Source organism: Bacillus sp. S10(2024) (assembly GCF_050473865.1).
GTDB lineage: Bacteria > Bacillota > Bacilli > Bacillales > Bacillaceae_G > Bacillus_A.
In genome coordinates this window covers 4,495,340-4,512,012 of sequence record NZ_JBFLUR010000002.1, presented here as the reverse complement: position 1 = coordinate 4,512,012, position 16,673 = coordinate 4,495,340, and the positions used below count along the sequence as shown (strand labels likewise).

16 protein-coding genes are annotated in these 16,673 nt (G+C 37.4%); 3 read left to right on the top strand and 13 right to left on the bottom strand.

Going from position 1 to position 16,673, the window contains the following annotated elements; genetic code table 11:
• Positions 1–159 precede the first annotated feature (159 nt).
• Together pnpS and AB1280_RS22940 are read right to left on the bottom strand one after the other, a co-directional pair.
• Positions 160–1,920: a two-component system histidine kinase PnpS gene (gene pnpS / locus AB1280_RS22945; protein ID WP_429757118.1), complete on the bottom strand. Its 1,761-nt coding sequence runs from the start codon at positions 1,918–1,920 to the stop codon at positions 160–162.
• Entirely contained in the window at positions 1,913–2,629 is a 717-nt protein-coding gene (locus AB1280_RS22940) for a response regulator transcription factor (RefSeq protein WP_272186527.1), read from the bottom strand. The genes pnpS and AB1280_RS22940 overlap by 8 nt, the downstream gene beginning before the upstream one ends.
• A 298-nt stretch (positions 2,630–2,927) precedes the next feature.
• On the opposite strand from AB1280_RS22940, the gene AB1280_RS22935 reads away from it, so the two are divergent.
• Together AB1280_RS22935 and AB1280_RS22930 are read left to right on the top strand one after the other, a co-directional pair.
• Entirely contained in the window at positions 2,928–3,161 is a 234-nt protein-coding gene (locus AB1280_RS22935; protein ID WP_272186526.1) for a hypothetical protein, read from the top strand.
• A 401-nt stretch (positions 3,162–3,562) separates the two neighbouring features.
• The gene (locus tag AB1280_RS22930) at positions 3,563–3,886 is read left to right on the top strand and encodes a YnfA family protein (protein ID WP_429757117.1); all 324 of its coding nucleotides are present in this window, start codon (positions 3,563–3,565) and stop codon (positions 3,884–3,886) included.
• 49 nt (positions 3,887–3,935) lie between these two features.
• On the opposite strand, the gene AB1280_RS22925 is transcribed toward AB1280_RS22930, so the two are convergent.
• From AB1280_RS22925 to AB1280_RS22905, 5 genes are all read right to left on the bottom strand, one after another.
• Positions 3,936–4,406: a MaoC family dehydratase gene (locus AB1280_RS22925; RefSeq protein ID WP_272186524.1), complete on the bottom strand. Its 471-nt coding sequence runs from the start codon at positions 4,404–4,406 to the stop codon at positions 3,936–3,938.
• 207 nt (positions 4,407–4,613) lie between these two features.
• Complete coding sequence (mdh, locus tag AB1280_RS22920; protein WP_272186523.1) at positions 4,614–5,552, bottom strand: malate dehydrogenase; 939 nt, start codon at positions 5,550–5,552, stop codon at positions 4,614–4,616.
• Positions 5,553–5,572: 20 nt separating this feature from the next.
• Positions 5,573–6,865 carry an NADP-dependent isocitrate dehydrogenase gene (gene icd, locus AB1280_RS22915; protein ID WP_272186522.1) on the bottom strand — a complete coding sequence of 431 codons (1,293 nt, stop codon included), beginning with the start codon at positions 6,863–6,865 and terminating at the stop codon, positions 5,573–5,575.
• A gap of 132 nt (positions 6,866–6,997) precedes the next feature.
• On the bottom strand, positions 6,998–8,116 hold the full coding sequence (gene citZ / locus AB1280_RS22910) for a citrate synthase (RefSeq protein WP_429757116.1): 1,119 nt from the start codon (positions 8,114–8,116) through the stop codon (positions 6,998–7,000).
• 429 nt (positions 8,117–8,545) lie between these two features.
• Complete coding sequence (locus tag AB1280_RS22905; RefSeq protein WP_272186520.1) at positions 8,546–9,007, bottom strand: DUF441 domain-containing protein; 462 nt, start codon at positions 9,005–9,007, stop codon at positions 8,546–8,548.
• A gap of 293 nt (positions 9,008–9,300) precedes the next feature.
• On the opposite strand from AB1280_RS22905, the gene ytvI reads away from it, so the two are divergent.
• The gene (ytvI, locus tag AB1280_RS22900; protein ID WP_272186519.1) at positions 9,301–10,407 is read left to right on the top strand and encodes a sporulation integral membrane protein YtvI; all 1,107 of its coding nucleotides are present in this window, start codon (positions 9,301–9,303) and stop codon (positions 10,405–10,407) included.
• Between the two features lie 179 nt (positions 10,408–10,586).
• Here ytvI and AB1280_RS22895 read toward each other — a convergent pair whose 3' ends face one another.
• The 6 genes from AB1280_RS22895 to AB1280_RS22870 form a co-directional block, all read right to left on the bottom strand.
• Entirely contained in the window at positions 10,587–10,976 is a 390-nt protein-coding gene (locus AB1280_RS22895; protein ID WP_429757115.1) for an FxsA family protein, read from the bottom strand.
• A gap of 87 nt (positions 10,977–11,063) precedes the next feature.
• The gene (pyk, locus tag AB1280_RS22890) at positions 11,064–12,821 is read right to left on the bottom strand and encodes a pyruvate kinase (RefSeq protein ID WP_272186517.1); all 1,758 of its coding nucleotides are present in this window, start codon (positions 12,819–12,821) and stop codon (positions 11,064–11,066) included.
• Positions 12,822–12,875: 54 nt separating this feature from the next.
• The gene (gene pfkA, locus AB1280_RS22885) at positions 12,876–13,835 is read right to left on the bottom strand and encodes a 6-phosphofructokinase (protein WP_272186516.1); all 960 of its coding nucleotides are present in this window, start codon (positions 13,833–13,835) and stop codon (positions 12,876–12,878) included.
• A 130-nt stretch (positions 13,836–13,965) separates the two neighbouring features.
• Positions 13,966–14,940 (bottom strand): acetyl-CoA carboxylase carboxyl transferase subunit alpha, encoded by a 975-nt coding sequence (accA, locus tag AB1280_RS22880; RefSeq protein ID WP_272186515.1) that lies wholly within the window; start codon positions 14,938–14,940, stop codon positions 13,966–13,968.
• Positions 14,928–15,797, bottom strand: a complete 870-nt coding sequence (gene accD / locus AB1280_RS22875) for an acetyl-CoA carboxylase, carboxyltransferase subunit beta (RefSeq protein ID WP_272186514.1) — start codon at positions 15,795–15,797, stop codon at positions 14,928–14,930. Before accD ends, accA begins: the two co-directional genes overlap by 13 nt.
• 237 nt (positions 15,798–16,034) lie before the next feature.
• Positions 16,035–16,670, bottom strand: coding sequence for a FadR/GntR family transcriptional regulator (locus AB1280_RS22870; protein ID WP_429757114.1), 636 nt, complete (start codon positions 16,668–16,670; stop codon positions 16,035–16,037).
• Between the last annotated feature and the right edge of the window lie 3 nt (positions 16,671–16,673).

The window sequence follows — 16,673 nt, the reverse complement described above, 5'->3', positions numbered from 1 at the left end:
AATAAGTAAAAACTATTTTGTCACGAAAAAGGGAAGTGACGAGAATAAGTTTCCTTATCCTCGTCCCAAACTACTCCTTGGATGAAGGGGTTTTCATATATTATAGTAACAGGGCTTTATTAATATAAAATGAAGCTATTGTTAATATAATGTAAATGTCTATTTATTATACTTTTGAAGAGTAACAATAAATGTCGTTCCAACCCCAATCTTACTTTCCACAGTAATCATCCCCTGGTGCGCTTCAACTAAATGTTTCACAATAGATAAACCAAGTCCTGTACCACCTGTATTACGACTGCGCGCTTTATCAACGCGATAAAAACGTTCAAAAATACGAGGAATCTCTGCTTTCTCTATTCCAATACCTGTATCCAACACTTTTATATATACGTTTTCGCTATCATGAGAAAACGTAACAGACACAGTTCCCCCAGCCGGCGTATATAGAATCGCGTTATTCATTAAATTAATAAAAACTTGTTTTAAGCGAACTGCATCACCTATGACAGAAACATGTTCATTCATATCAACATGCAAACGAATGTCCTTATCTGCAGCTTTATTATTTAAGATCATCCCAACTTCTTCTAGTAGCTCTTTTAAGTCCACAACACCCATATTTAATTGAAACCCTTGTTGCTCAATTTTCGATAAATCAAGTAAGTCTTCAATTAACGCTTGCATTCGGTCGCTTTCTTTCAAAATAATATGTAAGAAGTGCTCACGAAACTGCTGGTTTTCCATCGCTCCATCAAGTAATGTTTCTGAAAATCCTTTAATTGAAGTAATTGGCGTTTTCAGTTCATGCGAAACATTTGCCAAGAAATCTTTACGCATTTGCTCAAGTTTCTTCAGCTCCGTAATATCATGAAAAACAAGGACAATGCCTTTCCATTCATGGTTCGTTCCAATAATAGGAGCACCGTATACTTCAAAGTGTTTTCTTTCAATTTCAAGAGGTAACAACATTTGTTTTCGCACTTTAACCTCTGTCATAAAAATTTCTTCCACTAGCTCAACAATTTCTTTATGTATAAATGCTTGATAATATAAACGATGCAAATACTCTTCATCCGTTACATGGAAAATCTCTTTATAAGAGCGGTTAACAAGACTTATATATCCACGGCTATCAATTAAAATCATACCGCTTCCCATATTTTCAATAAGGGTATGCAACCGATCTTGCTGCATTTCTTGCTCCAATGTCATCTCTTGTAAATTGCGCGCTAAAACGTTCATTGCTTTACTGAGCATTCCCGTCTCATCTGAATGATTTTCATAAGCGCGCGCTTTATAATTCCCTTTCGCCAACTCAATCGCTACTTTTGTAACAGACTCAATCGGCCGAATATATTGTGCTGTAATTTTCATCCCAAGAAATATAACAACGAGACAAGAACTAATAAAGCCAACAATTAACAAGCCCCACATTTTCGGATGTACAGTTTTCAAAGATTCTATAGAAGCGTTAATAATGAAATACCCTTTCTTCCCCTGCGCATCTTGAATAAAAGTCACATAATAATACGGGTATTTATCCTTTGTTTCTTTCATCACCACTGTATGCATTTGTTTTTTTGCTTCAGGAAGAAGTTCTTCTATCACTTCTTTCTGTAACACCATCTGCTCTTTCACAGTATTATATTGAACTTGTTTTTGCTCATCTAGAAACGTTACATATAAACCGAAATGCTCTTCTATTTTCGAAAATACATTTGGGTTCTTTAGAACATGATCAATTCCATCCGCCTCAACGATAGAAGCAATATACTTTGTTTCTTTCTCGATTCTCTCATGGACATGATCAACATAAAACCCTTCAAATACTTTTTCAATCAATATCCCTGTCCCAACAACAATAAGGACAATGAGAGAAATAAACGTAAGGAGAAGCCGGGAGCGAAATTTATTCATCTCCTTTTGGCTCCTCCAATTTATAACCTAATCCGCGGATTGTTTTTATATAAGTTGGTTTTTTTGTATTTTTTTCGATTTTATCTCGCAAGTGACTAATGTGAACATCAACAATTCGTGTATCACCCGCAAAGTCATAATTCCACACTGCACTTAGAAGCTGATCGCGCGTTAACACGCGGCCTTTATGTTTTGCTAAATATACGAGTAATTCAAATTCTTTTGGCGTAAGTTCTAATTTGTCCCCTTTAAAATACGCTTCATAAAAATCTGGTAAAATTCTTAATTCAGCAATGATAATACTATTTTCATCTTCTACTTCCGGAGCTTGTTCATCATGAATTTTCGTACGGCGCAAAATCGCTTTTACACGCGCAACTACTTCTCTTGGACTAAACGGTTTTGTCATGTAATCATCCGCTCCAAGCTCAAGACCTAATACTTTATCAAATTCATCGTCTTTTGCAGTTAACATTAAAATAGGGGTCATTATACGCCCTAGACGCAGTTCTTTACAGACTTCCATGCCATCCATCTTCGGAAGCATTAAATCTAATATAATGAGATCAGGGCGTTCTGTCTGCGCTTTATGCAGTGCTGTTTCCCCATCCATCGCTGTTATGACCTCAAACCCTGCTTGCTGCAGATTAAATTCGATTAAAGTTAAAATAAACTCCTCATCGTCTACGACCAAAATTCGATTGCTCATTCTATTCCTCCAAGTTATAGGCTCTAAACCTTCCTCATCCTAATATCCTTCCCCGATATTTCCATCATACTAGAAAACAAAACCCCTCTCAATACAATTGTGCTTTGAAAAATGTGACTTTATCTCCTACTGACTGCTGTTTCACTTTATGCTACCCTTATACAAGAAAACGATAAAATACATTTCCCTATATTGTTAAGCAGTGTAGGCTTTGTTTCCAGAAAGGGGTATCTTTTGGTTGTCTAAAGGTTTTGACGAGAAAGATAGATTTTAAACTACAATAAGGGAAACTATAAACATGTTAATAATTGTTTTAGCAATTGTTATTTTAGTACTAGTATTACAAAAGAAGAAGTTACAACAAGGAGAGCAAGCGAAAACCAACTCTGCACTGATGATGATAGTAGGGGTATTAGTAGGGACATTTAGATACCATAAGTCTAAAACTGGTAACAATATTCTACTTGTATTTATTGATTATATATTGATGATGATATTCTTAGCTTATATCGGGGAGACAGACCATAAATAGCGGGATAAACCACTCTTCTTTTCAAGAGTAAAGAGCATCTAGTGGAGTAATTTAAATTCTTTTTCGACATATAGATTGCGGCCATGCAGAAGAGCCCGCACTTGCTTTCTCCCTTTGTTTTACCTTGCATGTGGCAGGAAAGGGCACTGACCGTTTCTATGCAGGGCTAGATGCTCTCGCCCACCGAAAAAGAATGGTTTTATCCCGCTATTCTCGGGCAGTAATACTCCCACCTCAAGATTGAGAGAGAAGCAAAGAAGATAGGTGGGAGATAACTGCTCGTAAAAGCCCGATTGGTTCAACTAACCATCAGTGGGGGATGTAGAAAACCCCCACTGATGGAAGTTTCACTTTATTTCGTTTTTTTAATTTGGATGTATATAGAATAGAAAGGAGCTTTTATGTTAAAAGCATTTATTATCTTTTTTCTTGCAGGTTTAGCTGAAATTGGCGGCGGTTACCTCATTTGGAAATGGCTGCGCGAAGGCGGTTCTATTGGAATTGGAATCATCGGAGGAGTTATTTTATTTTTATATGGTGTTATCGCTACGTTCCAGGTTTTCTCTAGCTTCGGAAGAGTGTATGCAGCTTACGGCGGCGTATTTATTGTCATGAGTTTGCTGTGGGGCTTGTGGGTTGATAAGAAAACTCCCGACTTATTCGACTGGGCTGGGGCTTCCGTTTGTATCGTTGGCGTATTTATTATGTTATGGCCGCGTGGGTAAAAAAACGAAAGCTGTCCCAAAAGCACTACTTTTAGGACAGCTTCTTTCATTAAAAATTATCCAGCGATCTTTCAAATATCGTCGTTAAATGATGCGGTGGTGCTACTGTTAGTAACCCTTTTATCACTTCTTCTTGTTCATTATACGCAACCATTTGCATTTCAATTAAGTGATCTTTTGGGTGAACGGAAACAACTTCAAAATGAATTTGCAGCGTTGCGTAGTGATATACAGGCTTTATAAATTCGATTTCTTGTCTTACGACGTGACTTCCTGGACCAGGTAAGTACTTCGTAACTGCAGTTGTAACAATCCCCGTTAGCATAATAGTTGGTACAATTGGTTTTTCATACGGAGTTTGGGATGCGTAATCATGCTGAATATATAACGGATTCGAATCATTCGTTAATCCTAAATATAATAACAAATCTTTGTCTTCTATTTTCTCTGTAACGGATAACTTTTCCCCTACTGTAATTTCATCCATTTTACGACCTAATTTGCTTCTTTTCTTTAACATGATACAATCCCTCCGATCGATATTTTCATTATCCTACTCGAAGTGGTATATTATACAAATCTTTATAAAGACGAGAGAACATTCGCTACGAATCTATATGTTATAGTGTAGGATACCTCTTTGTTGGCGCTTTCAAATTATTTTACAAAAATATCCTTCTAATAGTGGAAAAAGATTCGGGAGCCCCGAATCTTTTTCTTTCTTTTCTTATGCAAGAACTTTCATTACACTGCGGATAGATTCTACAGAACGATCTAATCCTTCTTTTTCTTCTGGAAGAAGATCTAATTCAATAATCTTTTCGATTCCGTTACCACCAAGGATAACTGGAACACCTAAGTAAAGATCGCTATAGCCGTATTCACCTTCAAGGTATGCAATAGCTGGTAATACGCGGCGTTGGTCTTTTAAGATTGCCTCAGCCATCTCTACTAAAGAAGCAGCTGGTGCATAGTATGCACTACCGTTTCCTAATAGATTTACAATTTCACCGCCGCCTTTACGAGTGCGTTCAACAATCGCATCTAGGCGTTCTTTCGGAATTAATGTTTCAAGCGGGATACCACCTGCATAAGAATAACGAACAAGCGGCACCATCTCATCACCGTGTCCACCAAGAACAAATCCTGTAATATCTTTCACAGATAAATTTAATTCTTGTGCAATAAATGTACGGAAACGAGCTGTATCTAATACACCAGATTGACCGATAACGCGCTCTTTCGGGAACCCAGCTTCTTTAAATACCGAATATGTCATTGCATCAACTGGATTTGTTAATACAATAATAATTGTATTCGGAGAATATTTCGCAATTTCTTGCGTTACACTTTTCATAATTTTAGAGTTTGTTGCTACTAAATCATCACGACTCATACCTGGCTTACGAGCGATACCTGCCGTAATAATTACAACGTCAGAATTAGCTGTATCTGCGTAATCAGATGTGCCGATAACATTAGCGTCGAAACCTTGTATAGGGCTTGCTTCTAACATATCTAACGCTTTCCCTTTTGTTGGATTTTCAAGTTGTGGAATGTCCACTAATACAACGTCTGCTAATTCTTTTTGCGCTAGTAAGAATGCTGCTGTTGCCCCTGTAAATCCTGCACCGATGACTGAAACCTTTTTGCGTTTGATCGTCATAAATTCTCCCCCACTTTGAATTATGCGTTTTTAATAACTGCTGCGTCCATATTATTAATAAGAGCGTCAGCAAATTCGGAACATTTCACTTCGGTTGCACCTTCCATAAGACGTGCGAAGTCATATGTTACCACTTTAGAAGCAATCGTTTTTTCTACAGAATTAGTAACTAATTTCGCTGCTTCATTCCATCCTAAATGCTCTAACATTAATACCCCTGAAAGAAGAACTGAAGATGGATTTACTTTATCTAAACCTGCATATTTTGGAGCCGTACCATGTGTTGCTTCAAAAATAGCATGTCCAGTAACATAGTTAATGTTAGCACCAGGTGCAATACCGATGCCGCCAACTTGTGCTGCAAGTGCATCAGAAATATAATCGCCATTTAAGTTCATAGTTGCTACAACATCGAACTCGCGTGGACGTGTTAAGATTTGTTGTAAGAAAATATCTGCAATTGAATCTTTTACGATAATTTTTCCAGCCGCTTCTGCGTCTGCCATCGCTTTATTCGCAGTATCTTTTCCTTCTTTCTCAACAATACGATCATATTCAGCCCAAGTGAATACTTTGTCACCAAATTCTTGTTCTGCTACTTCATAACCCCAGTTTTTGAAAGCACCTTCTGTAAATTTCATAATGTTACCTTTATGAACTAATGTAACAGAAGAACGTTTTTCATTAATCGCATATTGAATCGCAGCGCGAACAAGACGCTTTGTACCTTCTTCAGAAATTGGTTTAATACCAATTCCAGAAGTTTCTGGGAAACGGATTTTCTTCACACCCATTTCATTTTGTAAAAACGCAAGAAGCTTTTGAACCTCTTCAGAACCTTGCGCATATTCAATACCAGCGTAGATATCCTCCGTATTTTCACGGAAAATCACCATATCAGTGTCTTCCGGACGCTTAATTGGAGAAGGAACCCCATCAAAGTAGCGAACAGGACGTAAACATACGTATAAGTCTAATTCTTGACGAAGTGCTACGTTTAAAGAACGAATTCCGCCACCAACAGGAGTTGTTAACGGTCCTTTAATTGCGATTAAATATTCGCGAATCAATTCTAACGTTTCTTCTGGTAACCACTCACCTGTTTGATTAAATGCTTTTTCCCCTGCAAGCACTTCTTTCCAAACAATTTTCTTCTCGCCATTATATGCTTTTTCAACAGCTGCTTCTAACACACGAGATGCTGCCGCCCAAATATCTGGTCCAATTCCATCTCCTTCAATAAAAGGAATGATTGGATTGTTAGGTACGTTCATAATGCCATTCGTTACGGTAATTTTTTCTCCTGTAGTCACTGTGATTACCCCCATGTTTGAAATTTCATATATATGAAACTGAGGGATAAACCCCTCAGTTCAAATCATAAATTAAGTTTAAATATTTCAATCATTATATCTTTACGAAAAAGTCAGACTTATGAAAGCGCATTATATTCTTTGTCCGATTGGTACATAGCGTTGGTTAATCGGACCAGTATAATCTGCACGCGGACGAATGAGGCGGTTATTTTCATATTGTTCTAGAATATGAGCTAACCAACCAGACATACGGCTGACTGCAAAGATTGGTGTAAATAAATCATGATCAATTCCTAAGCAATGGTAAACAGATGCAGAATAAAAATCTACATTTGGTGGAAGCGGTTTTGCCGAAGTTACAAGCTCCTCAATTTTGATAGACATATTATACCACTTCTCTTGTCCTGTTAGCACGCATAATCGCTTAGACATTTCACGTAAATGTTTTGCACGTGGATCACCGTTGCTGTATACACGATGACCAAAGCCCATAATTTTCACTTTATTATCAAGTGCATTATGAATATACGATTCTACATTTTCTTCTTCACCAATTTCCATTAGCATCTTCATTACGTTTTCATTTGCTCCGCCATGAAGTGGTCCTTTTAAAGCACCAATTGCTGCTGTAATACCGGAATATACATCAGAAAGTGTAGCCACACAAACACGTGCTGTGAAAGTAGATGCATTTAATTCATGATCCGCATGAAGTACAAGCGCCTTATCAAACGCTTCAATCTCAACTTCATTTGGTTCACGATCATTTAACATATATAAAAAGTTTGCTGCTAATGATAAATCTTTGCGAGGCTCGACAACCGGTAACCCCTTGCGAATTCTCGCATATGCTGCAACAAGAGTTGCAACTTGCGCCTGTAATTTAACCGCTTTCAAATAATTGGACGCTTCATCCATTAATTCAGCACTCTCATCATACAATGATAACATGGAAATTGCTGTACGTAAAACAGACATTGGATGCGCCACTGTTAAGTTTGTGCGTGTTAAATATTCCAAAATATCTTTTGGCACTGCCGCATAATCGGCCAATTGTGTTTTTAATTCCTCTAATTCTACTTCATTTGGAAGTCTGCGATGCCATAATAAATATACAACTTCTTCAAATGTAGCATTTTCAGCTAAATCATCAATATTATATCCCACATAAGTTAATGTATCATCAATAATAGAACTTACAGATGATGTTGTTGCTACTACCCCTTCTAAACCTCGAATAACAGTCATTATAATCTCTCCTTTTCCTCGAAAATTCTCCCCAACCTAATACTTTTTTCTCAATTAAATATGTGTTCCACTGTTCAAGAAAGTGAATGAGCATCCGTTCACCTCTTAAACAAGTGAAATACATAATGGCACAATCATTACCATTTTTACATCTATCTATCATCCCGCACTATGGAGCATGGGTGTGAGCTTCTCCCCGAATCCCCACGCTAAAAACGACACATAGTGAGGAAATATAATTTCGGAGAGCTTTCCTATAAAAACAGCATAAAACAATATTAACAAAATTATTTCATGTTATTTTTATTTTATCTGGTGTAGGTCTATGCTGTTATGTAACTCGAAGAAGTGCCTTAAATACATTATAAACAATTATCTGACTTTTGTGAATGGATAGAATTTGAAAAATTTATATTACAATAAATTTTTTTATTTAAACAGCTGTATAATGTTCATCACAGCGTAGGCAATTCCTGCTCCAATTAATGGTCCTACCGCCACTCCATTAAATAGTGCTACCGCAAGAACTGTCCCAAAAACAAGAGCAGTCGTAATGTGCGGATCATGTGCTAAAAGTTGTACACCGCCTTTTGCAATAAGCGCCACAGCTATTCCTGAAGCGAGAGCAACCCAAGCATAATAAGATTTTGTCGCCTCTACAAGCTGCTTAAATCCAATTTCCCCTGTTGCAATCGGGACAAGGACCGCAATTGTTATAACAGTAACCCCGAGGTTAATTCCTTTCGTTTGTAAATAAGGGAATATTTTATCTCCTAAAAACGTCCACTTCAGCAAAAATAAAACGCCAACCGCTACTGTTAAAGATTGATTTTTTGCGACAAGTCCAACAATAAGAAGTATGAATAAAAATAAAGTCGACTGACTAATCATGATGTCACATCCTTTCTGAGAATAATGAAGAGCTCTCAAATATGTCCCTTTTCTAAAATAAAAAAGGAATTCACCCTTCAAATAGAGAATCGTTTCCACTTATACCGAAAGTGATCACTTTCCTTTTCTTTCTTATAAGAAAAAGGTAAAATAAGAAAGAAATAATCTATATTACATCATACCATTTACAAAAGAGGCATGAAAGCATCTCATTATTTGCTGTATACTTTCAAGTGAATAATTACACAAGCTTCGCTCATACGTAACATTTTTATAGAGGAGGGAAAACACCTTTGAATCGAAATTCACTTTACATAGCACTTCGACTTCTCTTTGTTATTGCAGCAACTATATTAGGAATTTGCGCACTTTTGTATATAGCAGGTCTTGTCTACCCATTTATTATCGCTTTTGCAATTGCATATTTGATCAATCCAGTTGTAAACTTTCTTGATCGAAAACTACGATTTCCTCGTGCTTTGTCTGTCCTAATTAGCCTCGTTCTTGTGTTTGGCGCTATCGTTGGGCTTGTTACGTATCTTGTAACAGAAGCTATTTCCGCAACAACCTATTTGTTACAAATCGTACCAGAAAAATTCCCGTCTCTTGTTCAATATTTACAGGAATTTGCTCTTACCAATATTATGCCACTCTACAACGATTTAATTGCTAAGTTTAACCATCTTGGTGCTACACAACAAAGTACGATTACAACAAACATTCAAAATCTCGGTGCAGAAGCAACGCAACAAATGAAATCCATTTTGACAGCCATTATTAGCGGATTAACAAACTTCATTAGCGCTCTTCCGACCACCTTAACTGTTCTTGTATTCATCTTGTTAGCTACTTTCTTTATTAGCTATGACTGGCACCGCCTTGCCCGTAAAATTGAAAAATTATTACCTAATCGATTACACGGTTATGGAAAAACAATTTTTGTTGATTTACGAAAAGCTTTGTTCGGATTCGTGAAAGCACAATTTACTCTCATATCCATGACGACCATTATCGTTCTAATTGGCCTATTAATTTTGCGTGTACCGTACGCAATTACGATTGCCCTTATTACAGGAGTTGTGGATTTACTTCCATACTTAGGAACTGGCACTGTTTTCGTTCCATGGATCCTTTATGTATTCTTTACAGGAAATACTGCCTTGGCGCTTGGTTTACTTATTTTATATATCGTTGTCATTGTGCAGCGTCAATTAATGGAACCAAAGGTATTATCATCTAACATTGGACTTGATCCACTGCCAACATTATTTTCTTTATTTATCGGATTTAAACTATTTGGTTTTTTAGGATTAATTATCGGTCCTGTCACACTCGTTTTATTAAATACATTACATAAAGCAAATGTATTTAAAGACCTTTGGAAATTTATAAAAGGATAAAGTGAAACATAGATTCGCTAATAAAAATCACCTAAAACAAGGAGAAGTTTCTCTTTGTTTTTTTATTTATAAAAACGGATAAAAATACAATATTTTTCTTTGTTTTTCTACAAGTGAATAAATATTCATCTGTTTTTCCGACAAAAAATAACGCTTGAAGAGTTTTTCTCTCTCAAGCGTTATTTTTGCACAATAATTGTATTGTTTCGATTTATTTTTCGTTCCATCCATTTGATTATCATATATTTCACTGACTTCCTCGCTGCCGGAATTAATAAAACCATTCCTACACAATCCGTTATATAGCCAGGAATCATTAAAAGTATACCGCCAGCAAAAATACAAATTGCATCCAATACCGCATCACCTGGAAGTTCACCTCTGCTGAGTCGATATTGAATATCTCTCCATACCATTAACCCTTGTCGCTTTGCTATATATGCTCCAATTATACTCGCTAGCATAATAACACAAAATGTCGGCCATAACCCAATCCACTGACTCGATCCGATCAGTACCGTAATTTCTAACGCTGGTATTAAAATAAACAAAAAGAGAAACACTTTCATTCCTCTCACCTCTTTTTCTAAATCTTCATATTTTCAAATTTTGTAAAAAAAAGAGAAGGATTTACATCCTTCCCCACAATTTATTACTTATAGCACTTCCGCATGTCCATTATATACAATTCCACGTGCCGCATCAACTGTTACTTCTTGGCCATTTTTTAGCGTAGCAGTTGCAGTTGTTACACCAACAATAACTGGAATACCGATTGACACACCAACAACTGCTGCATGGCTTGTTAATCCGCCTTCTTCTACAACAAGTGCTGCTGCTTTTTCAATCGCAGGAATCATATCTTTATCAGTGCTTACTGTAACAAGAATAGATCCTTCTGTTACGTTCGCTAATGCTTCCTCAGCTGTTTTAGCTACAACAACTTTACCTTTTGCTGTTTTACGTCCAATTCCTTGCCCTTTAGCGATTTGTTCGCCAACAACATGAATTTTCATTAAGTTTGTTGTGCCAGTTTCAGCAAGTGGTACACCAGCAGTAATTACAACTGTATCACCAAGACCGATCATCTCTGCATCCATAGCTGTTTGAATCGCTGTTTCTAACATTTCATCTGTAGATTTCGCTTTTTCCTCTGCCATAAACGCTTGTACACCCCAAGATAGGGCAAGACGACGACATACTTGCTCATTAGATGTTACAGCTACAATTGGAGATTTCGGACGATATTTAGAAATCATTTTTGCAGTATAACCACTTTCTGTAGGAGCTACGATTGCTGCTACATCAAGTGCAAGCGCTGTATGTGCAACAGATTGGCTAATTGCATCTGTAATTGTGCTAGATTGCTCTTTAAGACGTTTTTGGAACATATCTTCGTATTGCAGTGATTTCTCAACACGAATTGCAATGTTCGCCATCATTTGTACTGATTCAAGCGGATATAAACCTGCTGCTGTTTCACCAGAAAGCATGATTGCATCTGTACCATCGAAAATAGCGTTCGCTACGTCACTTGCTTCTGCGCGCGTCGGACGAGGGTTACGTTGCATAGAATCTAACATTTGCGTTGCAGTGATAACTGGCTTTCCTAATACGTTACATTTTTTAATTAGACGCTTTTGTACTAACGGTACTTCTTCTGGTGGAATTTCTACACCCATGTCACCGCGTGCTACCATTAAACCGTCAGAAACTTCTAAGATAGAATCGATATTATCGATACCTTCTTGGTTCTCGATTTTTGGAATAATTTGAATGTATCCTGCGCCATGCGCTTCTAATAGCTCACGAATTTCTAATACATCAGATGCTTTACGTACGAAAGAAGCTGCAATAAAGTCAACGCCTTGCTCGATACCGAAGATGATATCTTGAATATCTTTTTCCGTAATACCAGGAAGCTTAATACTTACGTTTGGCACGTTTACACCTTTTTTATTTTTTACCATACCGCTGTTTAATACTTTTGTACGGATATCACCGTTTGCTTTTTCAATTACTTCTAACTCAATAAGACCGTCATCAATTAGAATACGAGAACCTGGGTCTACATCGTCATAAAGTCCTGCGTAAGTTACAGAGAACTTTTCTGCAGTTCCTAACACTTGCTCTGTAGAAATAACAACTTCTGCACCTGTTTTTAGTTCAGCCTGTCCGTCTACAAAGTCATGTGTACGAATTTCTGGACCTTTTGTATCAAGTAAAATTGCTACAGTTTTACCTGTTTTCTTCGCAGCCTCACGAATCGTTTTAATTCGTAATCCATGCTCCTCATGACTACCATGAGAGAAGTTTAAACGACAAACGTTCATACCTGCTTCGATTAATTGTTCTAACTTCTCAATACTTTCACTAGCGGGACCAATCGTACATACAATTTTAGTTTTGCGCATACCGCACCTCCGAATATTTATGAAAACGTTACCAATAACTTTATATTACACCAATTAGATGGATAATTCTTTTGATAACTGATACATCGCTGCATCAATTTCATGTTTTTTCGCTAATGCTTCAATAATATCATGATCAACAAGTTGGTTATTTTGAATACCTACGCAGCGGCCACCTTGTCCTTCTAATAAAAGCTCAACTGCTCTTGCACCAAGACGACTTGCTAATACACGATCCATCGCACTTGGCGATCCTCCGCGTTGTACGTGACCTAATACTGTAACGCGTGTATCAAAACTAGTCGCTTCTTCGATTTGTTTACCGATTTCAATCGCGCTGCCAACGCCTTCAGCTACAACGATAATACTATGTTTCTTTCCGCGTTCACTACCGCGTTTTAAGCGAGCGATTACATCATCCATATCATAGTCTTCTTCTGGAATTAAAATTGTTTCTGCACCATCTGCTAAACCAGCCCATAATGCGATGTCACCTGCATGGCGACCCATTACTTCGATTACATATGTACGTTCATGAGATGTAGCTGTGTCACGAATCTTATCAATTGCATCGATAACAGTATTTAAAGCTGTATCAAAACCAATTGTGAAATCTGTACCAGGAATATCATTATCGATTGTGCCAGGTACACCAACACATGGGAAACCATGTTCTGTTAATTTTTTCGCACCTTGGTAAGAACCATCCCCACCAATTACAACAAGTCCTTCAATACCAAATTTCTTTAATTGTTCGATCCCTTTTAATTGTCCTTCTAGTTCTTTAAACTCAGGACATCTTGCTGTATATAATTTTGTTCCACCGCGATGGATAATATCGCCTACAGAACCTAATTCTAATTTCTCAATATGACCAGAAATTAATCCTGCGTATCCATGATAGATCCCATATACCTCTAAATCGTGATATATCGCTTTACGAACAACCGCACGAATGGCAGCGTTCATTCCAGGTGAATCTCCACCACTTGTTAAAACACCAATACGTTTCATTAGTACTCACCTCATAAAGATTATTTGCCCTATAATAAAATAACATGAAAAAATATAAATTGACAATGGAGAAGATGTGTCTTTTTTCATAAGAAAAACGTGCATTCGCGAGATGGAACGCACGCTTTTTCTATTTTACCCCAATGGAAGCGTTTGAAAACGAAACTTGTCCAATTTTCATAAATTTTTCGTAGCGATTTTCAACTAGCTGCTCTTTCGAAACGCCTTCTAATTGTTGGAATGTTTTCTGCAATGTTCGATTCATATATTCCGCTTGCTTCACTACGTCGCGATGCGCACCGCCGCGAGCTTCTGGAATAATTTCATCAATGACACCTAATTCTTTCAAATTAGCTGCTGTAATTTTCATCGTTTCTGCCGCTTCTTTTGATTTCGTAGCATCTTTCCAAAGAATTGTCGCTGCTCCTTCAGGAGAAATAACCGAATATGTGGAGTTTTCTAGCATGTGTACATAATTACCTACACCAAGGCCTAATGCACCTCCACTTCCACCTTCACCAATTACAATACAAATAACAGGTACCGTCAGTCCAGCCATTTCAAATAAATTGCGGGCAATTGCTTCACTTTGTCCACGCTCTTCAGCTGCTTTTCCTGGATATGCACCTTTTGTATCAACAAAACAGACGATTGGACGATTAAATTTTTCAGCTTGCTTCATAAGACGCAACGCTTTACGATATCCTTCTGGATGAGGCATTCCGAAATTACGGCGAATATTTTCTTTCGTATCTTTCCCGCGTTGATGACCAATTACTGTAACAGGCATCCCATTATATTTCGCAATCCCACCAACAATTGCCTCATCATCACCAAATAATCGATCTCCGTGACATTCAAAAAAATCAGTAAATAAGTGCTCAATGTAATCCAGTGTTGTAGGTCTTTCGGCATGACGAGCAATTTGAACACGGTCCCACACTTTCAGGTTACCGTATATTTCTTCTTCTAAATGCTCTAATTTACCTTCCAAGATACGAATCTCCTCACCGAAGTCCATCTGGCTGTTTTTCGTATATTCTTTTAACTCGCTAATTTTATTTCTTAGCTCAACAACTGGTTTTTCAAATTCTAATTCTGCCATGACGCCACTTCCTCCCCTTGATGAACTTCTAAAATCTTACGGAGCGTGTCTCTCATATCATCGCGATGCACAACTGCATCTAATTGTCCGTGCTCTAATAAAAACTCTGCCGTTTGGAAATCCTCCGGCAATTTCTCACGAACCGTCTGTTCAATTACACGACGACCAGCAAACCCAATTAATGCACCAGGTTCTGCTAAATTGTAATCACCAAGTGAAGCGAAGCTCGCGGAAACTCCCCCCGTCGTTGGATGCGTCATAATTGAAATGAATAAACCACCTGCATTGCTATGTTTTTTCAAAGCTATACTTGTCTTCGCCATTTGCATTAAGCTTAAAATACCCTCTTGCATACGAGCTCCGCCTGATGCAGTAAAAATAAGAAACGGCGCTTTCATTTCATATGCTTTTTCAACAGCACGCGCAATTTTTTCACCTACAACAGAGCCCATGCTTCCCATTCGAAACCTTGAATCCATAACCGCAACAACAACCAGCATATTTTCGATTGTTCCTTCTCCTGTCACAACCGCTTCATTTAATCCGGTTTTTTTACGATCACTCTCGAGTTTCTCCTCATAGCCAGGGAATTGAAGCGGGTTTGCCGAAATCATTTCTTTGTCATATTCACGAAATGAATTTTCATCTAACAAACTTTCAAGGCGCTCCCATGCATTCATCGGGTGATGATAGCCACAGTTTACACATACTTTTAAATTTTTCAGAAGTTCTTTCGTATACATGATTTTTTTACATTTCGGACATTTTGTCATGACACCGTCCGGTACATCTTTTCGTACCTGCTCTGAAGGAATTGCAGCATACTTTTTCTTCTTTAGGAATAAATCTCGTAGCAAAGTTTGACCCTCCTTTAGGTGATAAAAGAGCTAAGGTTAACGAGTAAGAAAATGTGGCTAACACCTAAATCAATTGGTGTTAGCCTTATTTTCTTAATTTGCCTTATAACCCGTCTCTTTACGTTTAACTTTAAACGTTATCTTGCAGAATTTGTGTCAGAACGTGTCATGGTTATTTCGACAAATTTTGTATAAAGTAAACCCTTGCTTATTCATACATGTGTAAGCAAGATAAATTTACAAATGAAACTGTATATTTCTCATTATTGCATCGTACAACTCTAATGCTATTTGTTCTTGTTTATTCTGTAATGCTATATATAGCTTTTCATGTAACTCTCGCGCGTTTAAATGAACATCACAAGAAATCGTCGAAACATAGTCACGTACAATCATCCAAACACGATACATTAAATAATTATCGACTTGTTCTACAAGCATTTTAAAAAAAGTTTGATGAAATACTGCGATAGATGATTGTTCCTCAGAAAAGATGCTATGAAGTGCCTTTAAGCTGTTTTCTTCCTGTGTTTGACATAAGACACGAATCGCATCTTTCTCAAGCAATTCTTTCATTTGTAACAAATCCCGCCGTGTCTTTTCATCTTGTAATACGAACGGTGCAATTAATTGCACCAGACCGTTTTCATAAAAGTTTCGAATGAACGTCCCTTCACCGCGCCGCGTTTCAATTAAACCTACTAGTTCTAACGATCTGAGCGCTTCACGAACAGATGAGCGTCCGACATTTAAACGTGCACTTAACTCACGTTCAGATGGAAGGCGGTCGCCCGCCTTCAGTCCGTCCTCTTGTATGATCAAACGGATTTTTTTCACTATTTCTAGATATACTTTTGTTTGTGATGATGCCAATGA

Bases quoted from the DNA above. Each gene is read 5' to 3' on its own strand.
- pnpS (WP_429757118.1), bottom strand. From the start codon at position 1,920: ATGAATAAATTTCGCTCCCGGCTTCTCCTTACGTTTATTTCTCTCATT.
- AB1280_RS22940 (WP_272186527.1), bottom strand. From the start codon at position 2,629: ATGAGCAATCGAATTTTGGTCGTAGACGATGAGGAGTTTATTTTAACT.
- AB1280_RS22935 (WP_272186526.1), top strand. From the start codon at position 2,928: ATGTTAATAATTGTTTTAGCAATTGTTATTTTAGTACTAGTATTACAA.
- AB1280_RS22930 (WP_429757117.1), top strand. From the start codon at position 3,563: ATGTTAAAAGCATTTATTATCTTTTTTCTTGCAGGTTTAGCTGAAATT.
- AB1280_RS22925 (WP_272186524.1), bottom strand. From the start codon at position 4,406: ATGTTAAAGAAAAGAAGCAAATTAGGTCGTAAAATGGATGAAATTACA.
- mdh (WP_272186523.1), bottom strand. From the start codon at position 5,552: ATGACGATCAAACGCAAAAAGGTTTCAGTCATCGGTGCAGGATTTACA.
- citZ (WP_429757116.1), bottom strand. From the start codon at position 8,116: ATGACTGTTATTCGAGGTTTAGAAGGGGTAGTAGCAACAACATCATCT.
- AB1280_RS22905 (WP_272186520.1), bottom strand. From the start codon at position 9,007: ATGATTAGTCAGTCGACTTTATTTTTATTCATACTTCTTATTGTTGGA.
- AB1280_RS22895 (WP_429757115.1), bottom strand. From the start codon at position 10,976: ATGAAAGTGTTTCTCTTTTTGTTTATTTTAATACCAGCGTTAGAAATT.
- pyk (WP_272186517.1), bottom strand. From the start codon at position 12,821: ATGCGCAAAACTAAAATTGTATGTACGATTGGTCCCGCTAGTGAAAGT.
- pfkA (WP_272186516.1), bottom strand. From the start codon at position 13,835: ATGAAACGTATTGGTGTTTTAACAAGTGGTGGAGATTCACCTGGAATG.
- accA (WP_272186515.1), bottom strand. From the start codon at position 14,940: ATGGCAGAATTAGAATTTGAAAAACCAGTTGTTGAGCTAAGAAATAAA.